Annotated in this window: 12 protein-coding genes and 2 tRNA genes; 10 read left to right on the top strand and 4 right to left on the bottom strand. The window is 69.1% G+C overall.

The features are described from left to right. Nucleotides 1–213 carry a hypothetical protein gene (locus tag AC3IF1_RS11360; protein WP_489217613.1) on the bottom strand — a complete coding sequence of 71 codons (213 nt, stop codon included), beginning with the start codon at nucleotides 211–213 and terminating at the stop codon, nucleotides 1–3. A 329-nt stretch (nucleotides 214–542) separates the two neighbouring features. On the opposite strand from AC3IF1_RS11360, the gene AC3IF1_RS11355 reads away from it, so the two are divergent. Continuing rightward, a complete protein-coding gene (locus AC3IF1_RS11355; protein WP_489217612.1) occupies nucleotides 543–827 on the top strand; it encodes a hypothetical protein in 285 nt (94 codons plus the stop codon). 177 nt (nucleotides 828–1,004) lie between these two features. Here the strand turns inward: AC3IF1_RS11355 and AC3IF1_RS11350 are convergent. After that, nucleotides 1,005–1,094, bottom strand: a tRNA-Ser gene (locus tag AC3IF1_RS11350). 177 nt (nucleotides 1,095–1,271) lie between these two features. Between AC3IF1_RS11350 and AC3IF1_RS11345 the strand changes: the two genes are divergently transcribed. After that, nucleotides 1,272–1,345, top strand: a tRNA-Gln gene (locus AC3IF1_RS11345). Between the two features lie 172 nt (nucleotides 1,346–1,517). Here the strand turns inward: AC3IF1_RS11345 and AC3IF1_RS11340 are convergent. Together AC3IF1_RS11340 and AC3IF1_RS11335 are read right to left on the bottom strand one after the other, a co-directional pair. Then, nucleotides 1,518–2,867 carry an MFS transporter gene (locus tag AC3IF1_RS11340; RefSeq protein ID WP_489217611.1) on the bottom strand — a complete coding sequence of 450 codons (1,350 nt, stop codon included), beginning with the start codon at nucleotides 2,865–2,867 and terminating at the stop codon, nucleotides 1,518–1,520. Nucleotides 2,868–2,938: 71 nt separating this feature from the next. Next, a complete protein-coding gene (locus AC3IF1_RS11335; protein ID WP_489217610.1) occupies nucleotides 2,939–4,912 on the bottom strand; it encodes an aconitate hydratase in 1,974 nt (657 codons plus the stop codon). Between the two features lie 398 nt (nucleotides 4,913–5,310). Here AC3IF1_RS11335 and AC3IF1_RS11330 point away from each other — a divergent pair, with 398 nt between their 5' ends. The 8 genes from AC3IF1_RS11330 to AC3IF1_RS11295 all read left to right on the top strand — a co-directional run bounded on the left by AC3IF1_RS11330 (nucleotide 5,311) and on the right by AC3IF1_RS11295 (nucleotide 15,704). Then, on the top strand, nucleotides 5,311–6,783 hold the full coding sequence (locus tag AC3IF1_RS11330; RefSeq protein WP_489217609.1) for a short-chain fatty acid transporter: 1,473 nt from the start codon (nucleotides 5,311–5,313) through the stop codon (nucleotides 6,781–6,783). A gap of 74 nt (nucleotides 6,784–6,857) precedes the next feature. Continuing rightward, a complete protein-coding gene (locus AC3IF1_RS11325) occupies nucleotides 6,858–7,223 on the top strand; it encodes a hypothetical protein (protein ID WP_489217608.1) in 366 nt (121 codons plus the stop codon). A 43-nt stretch (nucleotides 7,224–7,266) separates the two neighbouring features. Continuing rightward, nucleotides 7,267–9,717 (top strand): TonB-dependent receptor family protein, encoded by a 2,451-nt coding sequence (locus AC3IF1_RS11320; protein WP_489217607.1) that lies wholly within the window; start codon nucleotides 7,267–7,269, stop codon nucleotides 9,715–9,717. Between the two features lie 138 nt (nucleotides 9,718–9,855). Further along, entirely contained in the window at nucleotides 9,856–10,833 is a 978-nt protein-coding gene (locus tag AC3IF1_RS11315) for an ABC transporter substrate-binding protein (protein ID WP_489217606.1), read from the top strand. Then, on the top strand, nucleotides 10,830–12,860 hold the full coding sequence (locus AC3IF1_RS11310) for a sensor histidine kinase (RefSeq protein WP_489217605.1): 2,031 nt from the start codon (nucleotides 10,830–10,832) through the stop codon (nucleotides 12,858–12,860). The genes AC3IF1_RS11315 and AC3IF1_RS11310 overlap by 4 nt, the downstream gene beginning before the upstream one ends. After that, complete coding sequence (locus AC3IF1_RS11305; RefSeq protein ID WP_489217604.1) at nucleotides 12,857–13,255, top strand: response regulator; 399 nt, start codon at nucleotides 12,857–12,859, stop codon at nucleotides 13,253–13,255. Before AC3IF1_RS11310 ends, AC3IF1_RS11305 begins: the two co-directional genes overlap by 4 nt. Beyond that, nucleotides 13,252–14,517: an adenylate/guanylate cyclase domain-containing protein gene (locus AC3IF1_RS11300; protein WP_489217603.1), complete on the top strand. Its 1,266-nt coding sequence runs from the start codon at nucleotides 13,252–13,254 to the stop codon at nucleotides 14,515–14,517. Before AC3IF1_RS11305 ends, AC3IF1_RS11300 begins: the two co-directional genes overlap by 4 nt. 200 nt (nucleotides 14,518–14,717) lie before the next feature. Beyond that, nucleotides 14,718–15,704 carry an ABC transporter substrate-binding protein gene (locus AC3IF1_RS11295; RefSeq protein ID WP_489217602.1) on the top strand — a complete coding sequence of 329 codons (987 nt, stop codon included), beginning with the start codon at nucleotides 14,718–14,720 and terminating at the stop codon, nucleotides 15,702–15,704. Nucleotides 15,705–15,732: the final 28 nt, after the last annotated feature.

The following is a 15,732-nucleotide window of genomic DNA, read 5'->3' as shown; positions in this document are numbered from 1 at the left end:
CTAGATGCCGACAGGCAGCTGGTTCGTACTAGAGATATCTGTTTCCTCGTACAGAATATGGTGTTTTAGGCGCCCGACACCGAACAAGCGGTGGATCGTCGCCGGCTCAAGCGCGAGACCGCAGCGATTGCCCCCGGGACCGGCGGCGTCCTGAACGCCGAACTCCGACAGGTCCGCCGATCCGCGCGGCGTCGCGGTGCCGAAATGGTCCATCGCTTCGATCCCGGGCAATGCGTCGGCGGCCCCGGTCGTATCCAAATGAAAGGTTCCGGATACCGGCGAAAGCGAAACAAGAAGAGCAGCCTGGACAATTTAAGATTTGGCGATAGCCTGGCAGTCAACTAAAGCTCCATTACACCGAAGGTGACGAACAGCGACATTCTGTTCGGCGCGGCGATTGCCGATTCGGGCCCCGGGAGAACAATCGGTTCAACAGACATACCGTTTCCGATTCGGCGCGTTGATTCTCGATTAACCGATGCCGCATAGTCAGATCCGGGGACCCGCTGGGGTGATCCATCTCCTGTCCCGGCGAGGCTCCGATGATCGTCTTGATAGTGGTGGCGATCGGCACCGGTCTCGTGACCGCCATCGTCCTCGTCCCGATCAGTATCGTGGCCGCGCTCGTCGCCGCGCCGCTGGCGGCCAGCATTTCGGCCCTCGCCGCCGGATCGCTCCTGGCGTGGCTGGGCGCCCGGCGAGACCGGCGGAGACGTGCCCTCGATGCGAGGACCGAAGCGATGGTCTCGGCGCTGCGGGATGTCACCGGGCAGGCGGAACCGAAATCCCCCGCGCCAAAGGTCTCCCGGCGCCGATTGGGGACCTAAGCCCCCATCCCTGCTGCCTGCGGGCGAACGAACCTCGGCAACATGGTCCGACGGTGAACCGGACGCGGTCGAGGCTCCGGGCAGCGATCGCCCGATCACGCGTATCCACGTCCGGGATGCGCAGCGGCACGGCGATGGCGGCCGCCACGCATCACGTGGCGCGACGCGGGATGTCGCTGGCGGAAGGGGTGGGATTCGAACCCACGGTGGAGTTGCCCCCACGGCGGTTTTCAAGACCGCTGCCTTAAACCACTCGGCCACCCTTCCTGGCGGCACCCGCGACCCCACGGTTACGGCCGCGAACGATGCCGCGTCAACCGGCGACGGACCGGTTGACCTGCGCAGCCATTCCGCCTATCCCACCGCCCACGCCTGACGCCGCCGAAAGCAGCGCTGCCGGTTCGATGCCGTTCCAAGGACGGCTTGGTCCGGCTGATGGCCAATTGGGGGATAGTTTAACGGTAGAACGGTGGACTCTGACTCCTCTAGTCCTGGTTCGAATCCAGGTCCCCCAGCCACCGAACATCCCAGCCTTCTGAAGTCGTCGAACGGTTGACCCAAACATCTGTTTGGCTCAGCACGGATCCCTGCAGACGGTTGGTGTCGCTGGAAGCGTCCGACGCGCGCGGCAGAATCACCAGATCGCGCATTCCTATCTTTGGGCGCCTCGACGCCGCTGGTTCCGCCGACCTACTCGGGCAGCGGTTTTCCCGTGGTCTCCGGCATGAACCACGGCACGATCAGGCCGATCCCGTAGACGCTGGACATCGCCAGGGCCGCGGCGGCGACGCCGCCGAACGAGGTCACGATCTGCCCGGCGATGATCGGGAAGATCCAGGCGATCAGCCGGGCCCCGTTGAACACGAAGCTGGCGGCCGTCGCCCGCACGGCGGGGGTGAACAGTTCCACGAGATAGATCGCCATCCACGAGAAGGCGAAGCCCAGGGTGAAGAACCCGTTCAGGAAGGCGAGGCCCATGAAGGGCACTAGGCCGCCGCTCCAGAGATAGCATGCGAGCGACGTCGCGATGCAGCCGATATAGGTGACGACGAGGAAGGCGCGGCGCCCGAGCGCGTCGGCCACGAAGCCCGAGATCACGTAGGCGGTGATCGCGCCCAGGTTGTAGATGATGCCCATGCGCGGGCCCCAGACATTGGCCGGCTCGCCCGCCGCCTTGGCCAGCCCCTCGGTATAGGCCGGCAGCCAGGACGAGACCGCCCACCAGCCGACCGTCGTGGCGAAGGACATCGCGGTGGCCAGCAGCACCCGGCGCCGGCTCTCGGGCTCGCGAAAGATCTCGGCCAGGGTGAACGGGCGCTGCGCGCCACGGGGCGCCTGCCCCGAATCGTCGGCCGTGGCGGACCAGCGCTGCGCCTTCAGTGCCTGCAGCCACTGCTCGGATTCGTCGAGGGCCCGCCGGAGGTACAGGCAGACGAAGGCGGGCAGCGCGCCGAGCGCGAACAGGATGCGCCAGGATTGCTCCCCCAGCGGGTTGGTGGCCGCCAGCGCGGCCCAGACGATGGCGGCGAGCACCGCACCGCCGCCGAAGCCGGACTGCAGGAAGCCGCATCCCTTCGGTCGCGCCCGATTCGGCCAGGTCTCGGCCACGAGCGCGATACCCGTGGACCATTCCGAGCCGATGGCGAGGCCGGTGATGAAGCGCAGGACCGCGAGCTGCGTGAAGCTCTCCGCGAAGGCCGTCATCCCGGTGAAGATCGCGTAGCCCAGGATCGACAGCATCATCATGCGCTTGCGCCCGATATAGTCGGCCGCGATCCCGCCGATCAGACCGCCGATCCCCCAGCCGAGCAGCGTGATCCCGATGGCGAGCCCCACGTAGTAGGCCGGCGCCTGGGCCTGTTCGGGGGTCAGGATCGTGTTCAGCGCCGGTCTCAGGGCGTAGACGAGGGCAACGGCCTCGTAGCCGTCGAAGATCCAGCCGAGATAGCTGCCCCACAGGATGCGCCAGTGCCGCCGGGTCAGACCGGCGTGCCACGGTGCATCGGCGTCCTCGCGCAGCAGCGCCTCGCCCGAACTCATGCCATCCTCCCGACGACGATAATGGCCCGCACCGTTCTGCCGCCCCGCGCCCCCTGACAGGTCCCCGCGCTTCAGGCAACGGTCCGGGCGGGCTCGGCCTGGATCCGTCCGCGCAGCCACGCGATGACGCCGCCGGCGAGCAGGATCTCGATCTGACGCGGCGACAGGTCATGCCGCAGCCGAATCGTCTGCCGGCCCCCGCGGATCGTCGCCGTGATCGTCGGGCCGGCCGCCAGCGCCTCGGCGATGCCGGCGATCTCCACGGTGTCGCCGAGTTCCAGCCGGTCGTAGTCGGACGGGTCCTGGAAGGTCAGCGGCAGCACGCCGAAGTTGACGAGGTTTTGCCAGTGGATCCGCGCGAAGCTCTTCGCCAGCACGGTCTCCAGACCCAGATAGCGCGGGGCGAGCGCCGCGTTCTCGCGGCTCGATCCCTGCCCGTAGTTCAGGCCGCCGACGATGGCGTGGCCCGACCGCGCCGCGCCGCCCTGCTTGGCCCGCCGCGGATAGGTGTCGTCGATCGGCTCGAAGGTGAAGTCGCTCGTCTTGGGGATGTTCGACCAGTAGGGCATCACCCGCGCGCCCGCCGGCATGATGTCGTCGGTGGAGATGTCGTCGCCGGTCTTCAGCATCACCGGCACGCGGATGTCGGCCCCGAGCTTGCCGAGATCGGGCAGCGTGGTGATGTTCTCGGACTTCTCCAGGCGGACGGCGCGGGCCTCCGCCTCCGGAAGCGGCGCCACCAGCATGGTGGTGTTGCCCGGCACCATCCCGGGGGGCGCGATCCGCGGATAGGGCATGTCCAGCGTGCGCGGGTCGGTGATGAATCCGGTGAGCGCCGAGGCCGCGGCCGTCTCCGGGCTGCACAGGAACACGCTGTCCTCACGGGTACCGGAGCGCCCGGGGAAATTGCGCGGCACCGTGCGCAGGGAGTTGCGCCCGGAGGCCGGAGCTTGGCCCATGCCGATGCAGCCGTTGCAGCCGGCCTGATGGACCCGGGCGCCGGCGTGGATCAGGTCGGAGAGCTGCCCATCCCGGATCAGGGTCTCGAGCACGACCCGGGTCGAGGGGTTGATGTCGAACGAGACCCGGTCGTGGGTGTTGCGGCCCTTCACGATGGCGGCCGCCACGGCAAAATCACGAAACCCCGGATTGGCCGAGGACCCGATATAGGCTTGGTAGATCTCGGTGCCGGCGACCTCCGAGACGGGGACGACGTTGCCGGGGCTCGACGGCCTGGCGATCATCGGCACGAGGGACGACAGGTCGATCTCCTCGTGGTCGTCGTAGCCCGCATCCGCGTCCGGGCCGAGGGGCGTCCAGTCGCCGCTTCTGCCGACCCCGTCGAGGAAGGCCTTCGTCGACGCATCGGAGGGGAAGACGCTCGTGGTGGCGCCCATCTCGGCGCCCATGTTGGCGATGACGTGCCGGTCCATGGCGGTCAGGCAATCCAGGCCCGGCCCGTAATACTCGATGATCCGGCCGAAGCCGCCCTCGACGCCGTGACGACCGAGCAGCGTCAGGATCACGTCCTTGGCGCTGACCCAGTCGGGCAGCGCCCCGGTGAGCTTCACCCCCCAGACCCGGGGCATGCGCAGCTGCAGCGGCTCCCCCGCCATGGCGAGCGCGACCTCGACGCCGCCCGCCCCGAAGGCGAGCATGCCCAGTGATCCGGCCGCGGGCGTATGGCTGTCGGAGCCGACCAGGGTCTGACCCGGCTTGCCGAAGCTCTGCATGTGGACGGGATGGCTGATGCCGTTGCCGGGCCGCGAGTACCAGACGCCGAACCGGCGGCAGGCCGAGCGCAGGAACATGTGCTCGTCGGCGTTGAGCTGGTCGTTCTGAACGAGGTTGTGGTCGATGTACTGCGCCGCGAGCCCGACCTTGACCCGCTCGACGCCCATCGCTTCGAGCTCCAGCATGACGAGGCCGCCGAGCACGTCCTGCAGGAGGGTCTGGTCGATCTGAAGCGCGATCTCGCTGCCCGGCCTGAGGTCGCCCTGGACGAGGTGCGATTGGACGAGCTTCTGCGTGAGGTTCAATCCCACCGTGTCGTCTCCCCCTATCGCGCCGGGCTGTCGGCCGGATCGCGCCGCCGCTCGGCGTCGTCGTGTTCGGCCCAGACTAGTGTCGGGCCCTGGCCGTGGAAGGCGATCGCGTTACAGGGGGCGTTCCGTGTCGAGCTTGGCAGGACTGTATCAGTCTGACCCGGCGCTGATCCGAGTCGCCTCCCGGCGCTCGAGCGACACGCGGCGCGTTGCCAGCGCGGGCGGCCGGGAACGGAGAGCCCGCTTTCGGTGCGGACCGTCGGCAAACCCGCACGCTTTCACCAAGCTGTCACCGGTCTTTTCTGGATGCCCGACTTGAGATTGGGCGTCACGGCGCCATCCTGGCCGCATGACCCGCCGCAAGAGCGGGTCGAGACCAGTGCATTCGGAGGAAACCCATGGCGACCGCATCGGCCGACCGAGCCCGCAACGCGCGCGCGGCCTCAGCCGAACCCGGCAGCGGACGGGCCGCAGGCGCACTGGAGCGGCTGGGGGTGCGCTTCACCAACTGGGCCGAGCGCTGGTTCCCGGACGCCTTCATCTTCGTCGCCATCGCGGTGGTGATCGTCGCGCTGGGCACCCTGGCCAACGGCGCCTCGCCGGCCGCGATCGCCAAGAGCTTCGGGGACGGCTTCTGGAGCCTGATCCCCTTCACCATGCAGATGGCCTTCGTCACCATCGGCGGATACGTCGTAGCCGTGTCGCCGCCCGTCCAGGCCTTGATCGAGCGGCTGGCCCAGATCCCGAAGACCGGTCGCGGCGCAGTCGGATTCGTGGCCGGCGCGACGATGATCTCGTCGTTCATCAGTTGGGGCCTCAGCCTGATCTTCGGCGGATTGCTGGTGCGGGCGCTCGCCCGTCGGACGGACCTGCGCATGGACTACCGGGCCGCGGGGGCGGCGGCCTATCTCGGGCTCGGCGCGACCTGGGCGCTGGGGCTCAGTTCCTCGGCGGCGCAGCTGCAGGCGAATCCGGCGAGCCTGACCAAGAACCTGCTGGCGATCTCCGGCGTGATCCCGTTCAGCGAGACGATCTTCCTCTGGCAGTCGATGCTGATCGCCGCGATCCTGTTCGTGGTCTCGGTCGCGATCGCCTACGCCTCGGCGCCCCGCCGCGAGACGGCGGCGACCGCCGAGACGCTCGGGGTCGACGTGGGTCGCGAGTCGTCCGACCTTCCGCCCGCCCGGCAGCCCGGCGAGTGGCTGGAGCATTCGCCGATCCTGACGATCCTCCTCGTGCTGATCGCCGGCGGCTGGATCGTGCAGGAATTCGCCCGCCAATCCTGGATCGTGGCGATCTCGAACCTCAACACCTATAACCTGCTGTTCCTCACGCTCGGCCTGCTCCTGCATTGGCGGCCGAAGCGCTTCCTGGCGGCGGTCGCGAAGTCGGTGCCCGCGACGGCCGGCATCCTGATCCAGTACCCGCTCTACGCGGCGATCAGCGGCATGCTGACCGGCCCGAAGAACGCAGCCGGCGCCTCGGCCTCCGACGCGATCACCCACGCCTTCGTCAGCCTCAACACCACCGGCAGCTTCCCGCTGACCATGGGCGTGTACTCGGCGATCCTCGGCTTCTTCGTGCCATCGGGGGGCGGAAAGTGGCTCCTGGAGGCCCCCTACGTCCTGCAGGCGGCCAACGAGCTGAAGGTCCATCTCGGCTGGGCGGTGATGATCTACAATGCCGCCGAGGCGCTGCCGAACCTGATCAACCCGTTCTGGATGCTGCCGCTGGTGGGCATCCTCGGCCTGAAGGCCCGCGACATCGTCGGCTTCAGCTTCCTGCAGCTGATCGTCCACCTGCCGCTGGTGCTGTTCCTGCTCTGGGCGCTGGCCTTCACGCTGACCTATCACCCGCCGGTGATGCCGTGAGACCAGGGCATTGCGGCACAGCTTAAGCCCGCTCCCGCATTGACGCGTCCCGGCGCCGGCGCCTAGATCGCCCCATGTGCAGGCGCCCGCCCCGGACGGTTCGAGGCCGCGCGATCATCGGACTGGTCGCGCTCTACGCGCTGCTGCTTCAGGCCTTCCTCGGGTTCGCCGCACCGGCCCGCGCTTTCGCGGGATCCGGCGCGGTCCTCTGCGCCGAGCACCCGACCGGCGGTCCGGACGACCGGCCGGTTCCGATCCACGTCCATGCCTGCTGCACCCTGGTGCAGGCGGGGGCTCTGGCGTTGCCGGTGTCCGGATCGGCCATGGCGGTCCCGCCCACCATGGCGGCCGTGCCCCTCGCCTGGCGCCCCGAAGCAGAGCTTCCGAGAACCGGCCCGCCGCCGCGCGTCGGCACCGCCCGAGGTCCCCCCGCCGCCTGACGATCCCATCCCCAGATCGTTCACCAGGCCCGGACCCTTTTCCATGTCGATCGTCTATCCCGGCACCGCCCCCACCGAGGGGGCGGGCGGCTTGCTGCGCGCCGCCTGCTCCGGCGTGTGGCGGCTCGGCCGCAGCGACTGCCGCCGCCGCTCCGTCCAGAGTCCCTGTCCGCCCGATCGCCCGACCGCGGATCGTCCAGTCGCCCTGCGCCGCGGCACCCTCGCCCTATTGCTGGCCGGAAGCCCCCTCCCCGCGCTGGCGGAAACCACCGTGACGCTGGAGGAACTCACCGTGGAGGGCGAAGCCCATCCCGGCTCTGGCAATTCCGCCCCATCGGCCTTCGGCGTCGCGGCGCCGCCGGGTTCGGCACCCTCCGTCATCGAGCACCCGGTGGGCGAGGTCGTCAGCGGGATCGGCCGGGACAACACCATCGCCGACAGGCCGGCGACCAGCCTCGGCTCGGTGCTCGTCAACAGCCCCGGGGTCACCGTGCGCCAGGGCAACGGCGGTCGCGACGTGATCGTCTCGATCCGCGGCAACAACGCCCGCTCCACCGGGGTGATCAAGAACACGGTCGTGCTAGAGGACGGTTTCATCCTCACCCAGCCGGACGGCGCCGCGCGCTTCGACCTCACCGATCCCAGGGCCTATAGCCGGATCGACGTGTTCCGCGGTCCGCAATCGCCGCTGTTCGGGAACTACGCCACCGGGGGCGCGATCGCGTTCCGCACCCGCACCGGCCGGGAGATCGACGGCTACGAGATCGGGCTCGATGCCGGGAGCTTCGGGTATCTCAGCCGATACTTCACGGTCGGTAGCGTCAGCGGCCCGTTCGAGATCAGCCTGTTTTCCAGCGACGTCCGGGCCAATGGCTACCAGGATCACGCCGCCTACGACACGCAGACCATCAACCTCCTGGCGAGCTACACCCCGACGCCGGACAACCGCTTCACCCTGAAGGTGATCAACAACACGCTCGACACCAACCTCGCCGCCCGGTCCTCCCTCGCCCAGTACCGGATCAATCCGTACCAGCGCGGCTGCGCGACGGCGGCGAGCGCGGCGCCGGGCTGCACGACCTACAACCTGCCGCGCAACGGCGCCTTCGGCGCCACCGTGCCGGTCACCGCGGACCAGGGCGGGTTCGGGCGCAACGACCGCCGCACCGTCGTGGCGGCGCGCTGGGAGCACGATATCGACGCGTCCACCACGTGGCGCACGCAGCTCGGGTTCGACGAACGCAACTTCGACCAGCCCTTCTACGTGAACGCCTTCCTGGGTTCATTCCCGTCCTGGAACGCCCAGAGCGACGTCACGCGGCGCGGCGACCTGTTCGGCCTGCCGGCGGTGGGCTACGTGGCGCTCGCCTACACCACGATCGACATTCATACGCCCACCTACACCCTGACGCCCTATGCCGCGTCGCGCCTCGGAGCGCTGATCGGCGTTCAGGATGCGGGACAGTCCAATCTCGGTGGCCGGGCGCGGCTCGAACTGGGCCTGTCCGACCGCTGGACCGGGGTGCTGGGCCTCAGCGCCGAGGGCACCAGCATCACCGGCCGCAATCTCGCCTACAGCTACGCGGCGAGCGGCACGACCCGGACGGTGGCGGATGCCGACCGGTCCTTCCTCAACGTTGCCCCGGAACTGGCGCTGGTCTATCGGCCGGACGACGCTTGGGCGTTCCGCGGCCGGGTCGCCACGGGCTACACCACGCCGGCAGCCTCCAACCTGTTCGTCACCCCGGCCGGGTTACCCGGCAACAACACCCAGCTGCAAACCCAGCACAATCTCGGGATCGACCTTGGAGCGGATTGGAGCCCGGCCGAGAGCCTGCGCCTCAGCGTGACCGGATTCTACGAGTTCTTCCGCAACGAGCTGGTCTCGCAATCGCCGGGGGCGGGCCTGCAGAGCTACACGTTCAACGCCCCCGCTTCCGAGCATCGCGGTATCGAAGTCGGCGCCGACTGGGCCTTCGCGCCCGGCTGGCGGGGGACGCTGGCCTACAGTTTCGACGACCAGATCTACACGCGCTACGCCGAGCAGCTCAGCGCCGGCAGCCTGACGCGCCGGTTCGATCGGGCGGGCAACCGGATCCCCGGCGTGCCGGCCCACCAGCTCCTGACGCGCGTCGGCTACGACATCCCGGCCGGCCCGCTCGCGGGCCTCGGCGCGTTCGTGGAGGCCGTGGTCCAGGGCGACTTCTACCTCGACAATGCCAACCTCCTGAAGGCGCCGGGCTACGCGGTCGTCAACGCCAACCTGCACTATGCGAAAGATCTGATCGGCGGATATGCGAAACGGCTGAGCGTCTATCTCGAAGTCCGCAACGTATTCGACACGACCTATGTCGGATCGGCCCAGAATCTGTCGAATTCCATCAGCGGCGCGACCGGTCTTCAGAACAACGCCGCCGTGCTGGCGGGCACCACCGGGTCGGTGTTTGCGGGTGCGCCACGCAACATCGTCGGCGGGATGCGGCTGTCATTTTAGTAACCGCAGTCCGGCCCGCGCGTGGTGTTAAAGCTGAGCTTACACTAAGCTGCGGTCCGGGCAGTCGGTGCGCGCCGCGCGCGTGCAGCCCGGCCCCTCCGGCCGGTCGACGGCGGTTGAGGGGGGCTCGGGGATCGGATGAGGCGGCGAACCGTGATCGCTGGGCTGCCCTGGATGCTGACCGGCCTGCCCGCCGCAGCCCGGGCCCAGGCGCGGACCGTGGTGGCGGCGCTCTGGCCGTTCCAGGACGACGACGCCGAAGGCCGGGCCCTGTCGGCGGCGTTCGACGCAGCCCTGCGCGCGCGCGCCCAGGGGGAGATCGCGATCGACCATCGGTGGGGCGGAGCCGATGGCGAGCGCATGCGGGCGATCGCCGCCGATCTGGTCCGTGCCGCGCCGCAGGTGATCTTCACGTATCTCAACGCGCAGCTGCGCGCCGTCTCCGCGCTGACCTGCGGGATCCCGATCGTCTTCGTCGGCGCATCCGATCCGGTCGGCGCCGGCCTCGTCGCGAGCCTCAAGCGCCCCGGGGGAAACATCACGGGCTTCACCCTCTACGAGACCTCGCTCGGCGGAAAGTGGCTCGCCGCTCTCAGGGAAGCCGTGCCGACGATCGGACGGGTCACGCTCCTGCTGAACCCGAGCACCGAGATCCGTGGCGGCCATCTCTACGCGAACGCCTTCAAGACGGCCGCTGCCGCCCTGGCCATCGAGCCCGCCATCGTGGTGGCCGGGACAGCCGCCAACATCGATCGCGTCATGGCCGATCTCGCGCGGCAGGGGAACGCGGGCTTGATCGTGGCGCCCGGCACCTTCAGCGAGGCCAACGGGGACCGCCTCGTCGCGCTCGCCGCGAGCGGCAGGATTCCGGCCGTCTTCGCCATCCGGCGTTTCGCTTACCGCGGGGCGCTGATGTCCTACGGACCCGACCCCGCCGAGGCCGTGCGCCGCGCGGCCGTCTACGTGGACCGCATTCTCCGCGGCGACGATCCCGCGGCCCTTCCGATCCAGGCGCCCCCGAAGTTCGACCTCGTGGTCAACCTCAGGACCGCCCGAAGCCAGGGCTTCGACATCCCGTCGGCGCTGCTCGCCCAAGCCGACGAGGTCGTCGAATGACGAGCCCCGTCACCGCGACCCGGCCGCCAAAACCGGGCCGGAAGCCGTTCCACCTGCCGCTCTCGGGGAAGTTCGCGGTCGCCTTCGTCGGTCTCGTGACGCTGGTGCTGCTCATCAACGGCGCGGTCGATCTGACGCTGAACTATCAGGAGGCCAAGCAGAACGCGATCACGGTTCAGCGCGAGAAGGCGCAGGGTGCCGCGGAACGCGTCGAGGCCTTCGTGTCCGAGATCGAGAACCAGATCGGGTGGACGACCCGGGCCGAGTGGCGCCGCGTCTCTCCGGAACAGCAGCGCTACGACTTCATCCGCCTGATGCGTCAGGCCCCCGCGATCACCGAGGTCGCCTATCTCGACCCGAGCGGTCGCGAGCAGCTGCGGGTGTCGCGCCTGGAGCCCGACGCCATCGCCAGCGGGAAGGACTTCTCGACATCGCCGCGCTTCACCCAGGCCCTCCAGGACAAGACATGGTTCGGCCCGGTCTACTTCCGGCGCGGCTCCGAGCCCTACATGACCGTCGCCGTGGCGCATGCGGGGCGCGATCCGGGGGTGACCGTCGCGGAGGTCAACCTGAAGCTGATCTGGGACGTGGTCAGTGCCATCCGCAACGGGGTGAGCGGGTACGCCTTCGTGACGACGGCGACCGGGCGGCTCATCGCCCACCCGGACCTCAGCCTGGTCCTGCGCGACACCGATCTGGCCAGCCTGCCCGAAGTCGCCGGGGCGCTGCCGGGAACCGCCGGCGCACGGGATTACGGGATCGCCCGCGGGCTCGACGGCGGATACGTGCTGGCGGCCCACGCCACCGTTCCCCGGGTCGGGTGGATCGTGTTCGTGCAATTGCCCCTGCGGGAGGCAATGGAGCCGCTGATCGAATCGATCATCCAGACCGTCGCGCTGATGGGCCTCGGCGTGCTGCTCGCGGCGGTGGCGGGCACCTTCCTGGCCCGGCGCATGGTGGTGCCGATCCGCCAGCTTCAGGACGGGGCCGAACGCTTCGGGGCGGGCGACTTCTCCGAGCGCATCGTGATCAACACCGGCGACGAGATCGAGACCCTCGCGCATCGGTTCAACCTGATGGCAGGCCGGATCCAGGAATCCTACGAGACCCTCGAAGCCAAGGTCGAGGAGCGGACCCACGACCTCAACGAGTCCCTCGACGATCTTCAGAAGACACAGAGCCAGCTCGTGCAATCCGAGAAGCTCGCCTCGCTGGGCCAGCTCACGGCGGGCATCGCCCACGAGATCAAGAACCCGCTGAACTTCGTCAACAACTTCGCGTCCCTGTCGAAGGAACTCGTCGACGAGCTCGCGGAGATGCTGCGACCGGCATCCCTCGATCCAGACACCCGCGCGGAGGTGGACGAGACCGCCCAATTGTTGAAGAGCAATCTCGATAAGGTGGTCCAGCACGGAAAGCGTGCCGACTCGATCGTCAAGAACATGCTGCTGCACTCGCGCACCGGGTCCGGCGAGCACCGGCCCGTGGACGTCAACGCCCTCGTCGAGGAGAGCCTGAACCTCGCCTATCACGGTGCCCGCGCATCCAAGCCCCGCTTCAACGTGACCCTCGTGCGCGACTTCGATCCCGCCGCAGGGGTCGCCGACATCTATCCGCAGGAGATCACGCGCGTCCTCCTGAACCTGATGTCCAACGCGTTCTACGCCACCGAGAAGAAGAGCGACGGGGCCGAGGCGGGCTACGCCCCGACCCTGGCGGTGTCCACGCGCGATCGGGGCGACAGGGTCGAGATCCTGTTGCGGGACAACGGCACGGGCATCCCGGACAGCGTCAAGGCCAAGATGTTCGACCCGTTTTACACCACCAAGCCCGCCGGCGAGGGCACGGGGCTCGGCCTGTCCCTGAGTCACGACATCCTGGTGAAGCAGCATGGCGGCGCCGTCGATGTCGCCACCGAGCCGGGCCAGTTCACCGAGTTCACGATCACGCTGCCGCGCGGTGGCGTGGCGACGGCCGGTCCCGCACCCGCGGGTGCGGCCATGGACGAGCCGAGGAGCCAGCCATGAATGTCCTGATCCTCGTCGTCGATGACGAACCCGATGTCACCGAGCTGTTCCGCCAGCAGTTCCGCCGCGAGTTGCGGGCCGGACGTTTCGAGATGGCCTTCGCGCATTCGGCGCCGGAGGCCCTTGAGCGCGTCCAGGCCGCGAGCGGGCCGAACCTGCTGCTGATGTTCTCCGACATCAACATGCCCGGGATGACCGGGCTGGAACTGCTGCCGCTGGTGCGCAATGCGCGGCCCGAGGTGCCGGTGATCATGATCACCGCCTATGGCGACGCCGAGACCCGCGCGCGGGCCGAGGCCGCGGGGGCCGTCGGCCTGATCACCAAGCCCATCGATTTCACCGCGCTGAAGGCCGAGATCGACCGGCGGCTCGCCCTCCGCGCGGTGACGGAATGATCGACGGCCTCCCCAGCGCCAAGATCCTGGTGGTCGACGACGAGCCGGATCTCGAGACGCTGATCACCCAGAAGTTCCGGCGGCAGATCCGGCAGGGCGTGGTCACGTTCCTGTTCGCGCGTGACGGGCAGGAGGCGCTGGACAGCCTCGCGGAGCATCGCGATGTCGACATGGTGGTGTCCGACATCAACATGCCGCGCATGGACGGGCTGACGCTGCTCGCCAGGATGCAGGCGCTCCCCGAACGGCCGTCGATCATCATCGTCTCGGCCTACGGTGATATGGCCAACATCCGCACGGCGATGAACCGGGGCGCCTTCGACTTCCTGACCAAGCCGATCGACTTCGCCGATCTGGAGACCACGATCGCGCGGACGCTGCGGCATGTCGAGGTGCTGCGCGAGGGGCGGCGGCGGCAGGCGCTGGCGGAGCGCGCACACGCCTCCCTGGCGCGCTACTTCTCGCCGAACCTCGCCGAGCGGCTGGCCGGGGACGCGTCGGGCCTGGAACTCGGCGGCCACCGGCGCGACGTGGCCACCCTGTTCACCGACATCGCGGGCTTCACCAGCCTCGTGGAGAGCCTCGACCCGACGCTGCTCGCCGAGATCCTGAACGGCTACTTCGCCGAGATGACCGACGTCGTCTTTGCCCACGAGGGGACGGTGGCCAAGATCGTCGGCGACGCGCTCCACATCCTGTTCGGGGCGCCGGGCGATCAGCCGGATCACGCCGCCCGGGCCGTCGGCTGCGCGCTGGCCCTCGACCAGGCGGCCGAGGCGTTCCGGGCCCGCTGGCGCGAACGCGGGATCGCGGTCGGCATGACCCGGATCGGCGTGCATGCGGGGCCGGCGATCGTGGGGAATTTCGGTGGCGGCCGTTATTTCGATTACACGGCCTACGGCGACACCATCAACACCGCGGCCCGCTTGGAGAACGCCAACAAGGCGTTCGGGACGCGGATCTGCGTCAGCGCGACCACGGTGACCCGCGCCGGCACCTTCCGCGGCCGGCCCCTCGGGGATCTGCTCCTGCGCGGCAAGCAGGAGGCCTTGCGGGCCTTCGAGCCCCTCACCGAAGCCGCCTGCGGCGACGCCGCGCTGGGCCAGTACCAGGACGCCTTCGCCAAATTGGAAGCCGGCGAGACTGCTGCCCTGCCGGCCTTCGCGGCCCTGGTCGGACTGCGGCCCGACGACGGGGTCGCGGCCTATCACTTGAAGCGCCTGCTCAACGGTTCGAGCGGCACGCGGATCGAGATTCCCTGACGCCGTGACCGATCGGTCTTCGACTCGCGCCGGTCGAGATATTAAGTGCCCGGAGACAGATTGGCAGCGCCTAGAAGATGGTCCGATGCCCGCGACGGTCATCGGGTCTCACGGTGGTCACACGGCATCGTCGGCCGGCCCGCGGCCGGACTTAACCCTTGCGCGATCGATCGGAATCGTGGTGGCCGGGAGAGCGGCGTATGAGACGGCGCGACGTCATTGCGGGGCTGGGTGGCGCCGCGATCTGGCCGATGGCCGGTCGGAGCCAGACCAGAGGGCAGCGCCGGCTCGGGATCCTCCTCGTCTACGGCGAGACGCATCCCGACAGCCCCGTGATCGTCGAGACCCTGCGGGACAACCTGCAGCGCGCGGGATGGGCCTGGGGCGAGAATCTCGCGGTCGATCTGCAGTACGGCGACGGCGATACCGAGCGTATGCGCCGACAGACGGACGCCATGCTCGCGCGCAGGCCCGATCTCGTCCTCGCGCAGGGCATCGTCGGCGCGACCGTGCTGCAGCGCGCGACCGCGACCACGCCCGTGGTGTTCATGATGCTGCAGGATCCGGTGGGCGCCGGTTTCGTCAGCAGTCTGGCGCATCCCGGCGGCAATCTCACCGGGTTCACGAATTTCGACTTCGGGTTCGTGGGGAAATGGCTTCAGCTGCTGAAGGAACTCAGCCCGGGCGTCGACCGGGCGCTCGCCCTGATCAACCCGGACTACCCCGCCCGTCTCGCGGGCTACGCCGCCGAACTGGCCCGGATCGGCCCGGACCTCGGCATCGACGCCCGGATCGCCGGCGTCCACGACGCCGCCGAGATCGAGCGGGCGATCACTGGCTTCGCCGGGGAACCACGGGGCGGTCTGATCGCGCTGCCGGACGCGGTGACGGGGATCCACGGCCCCCGGATCATCGCCCTGGCAGCGAGCTGCCGCCTGCCCGCCGTCTACGCCTACGAGGCGCAGGTGCGGCTCGGCGGCTTGGCTGCCTACACGACCAGCGTCGCCCAGGACGTCCAGCGGGCGGCCGGCTATATCGACCGGATCCTGCGCGGCGCCGTAGTCGGCGACCTGCCCGTGCAGGCCGCCGAACGTTTCCTCACCGTGGTCAATCTCAAGACGGCCGCAGCGTTGAATCTGACGATCGCCCCTTCGCTGATGGCCAAGGTCGATCACCTGATCGAGTAGTCCGGGCCCGCCGGGACGCGACCGTCAC

Source organism: Methylobacterium sp. E-012, from assembly GCF_057836545.1.
Note: the sequence above shows the minus strand (reverse complement) of the source record. Positions and strands in the feature narration are given on the sequence as shown.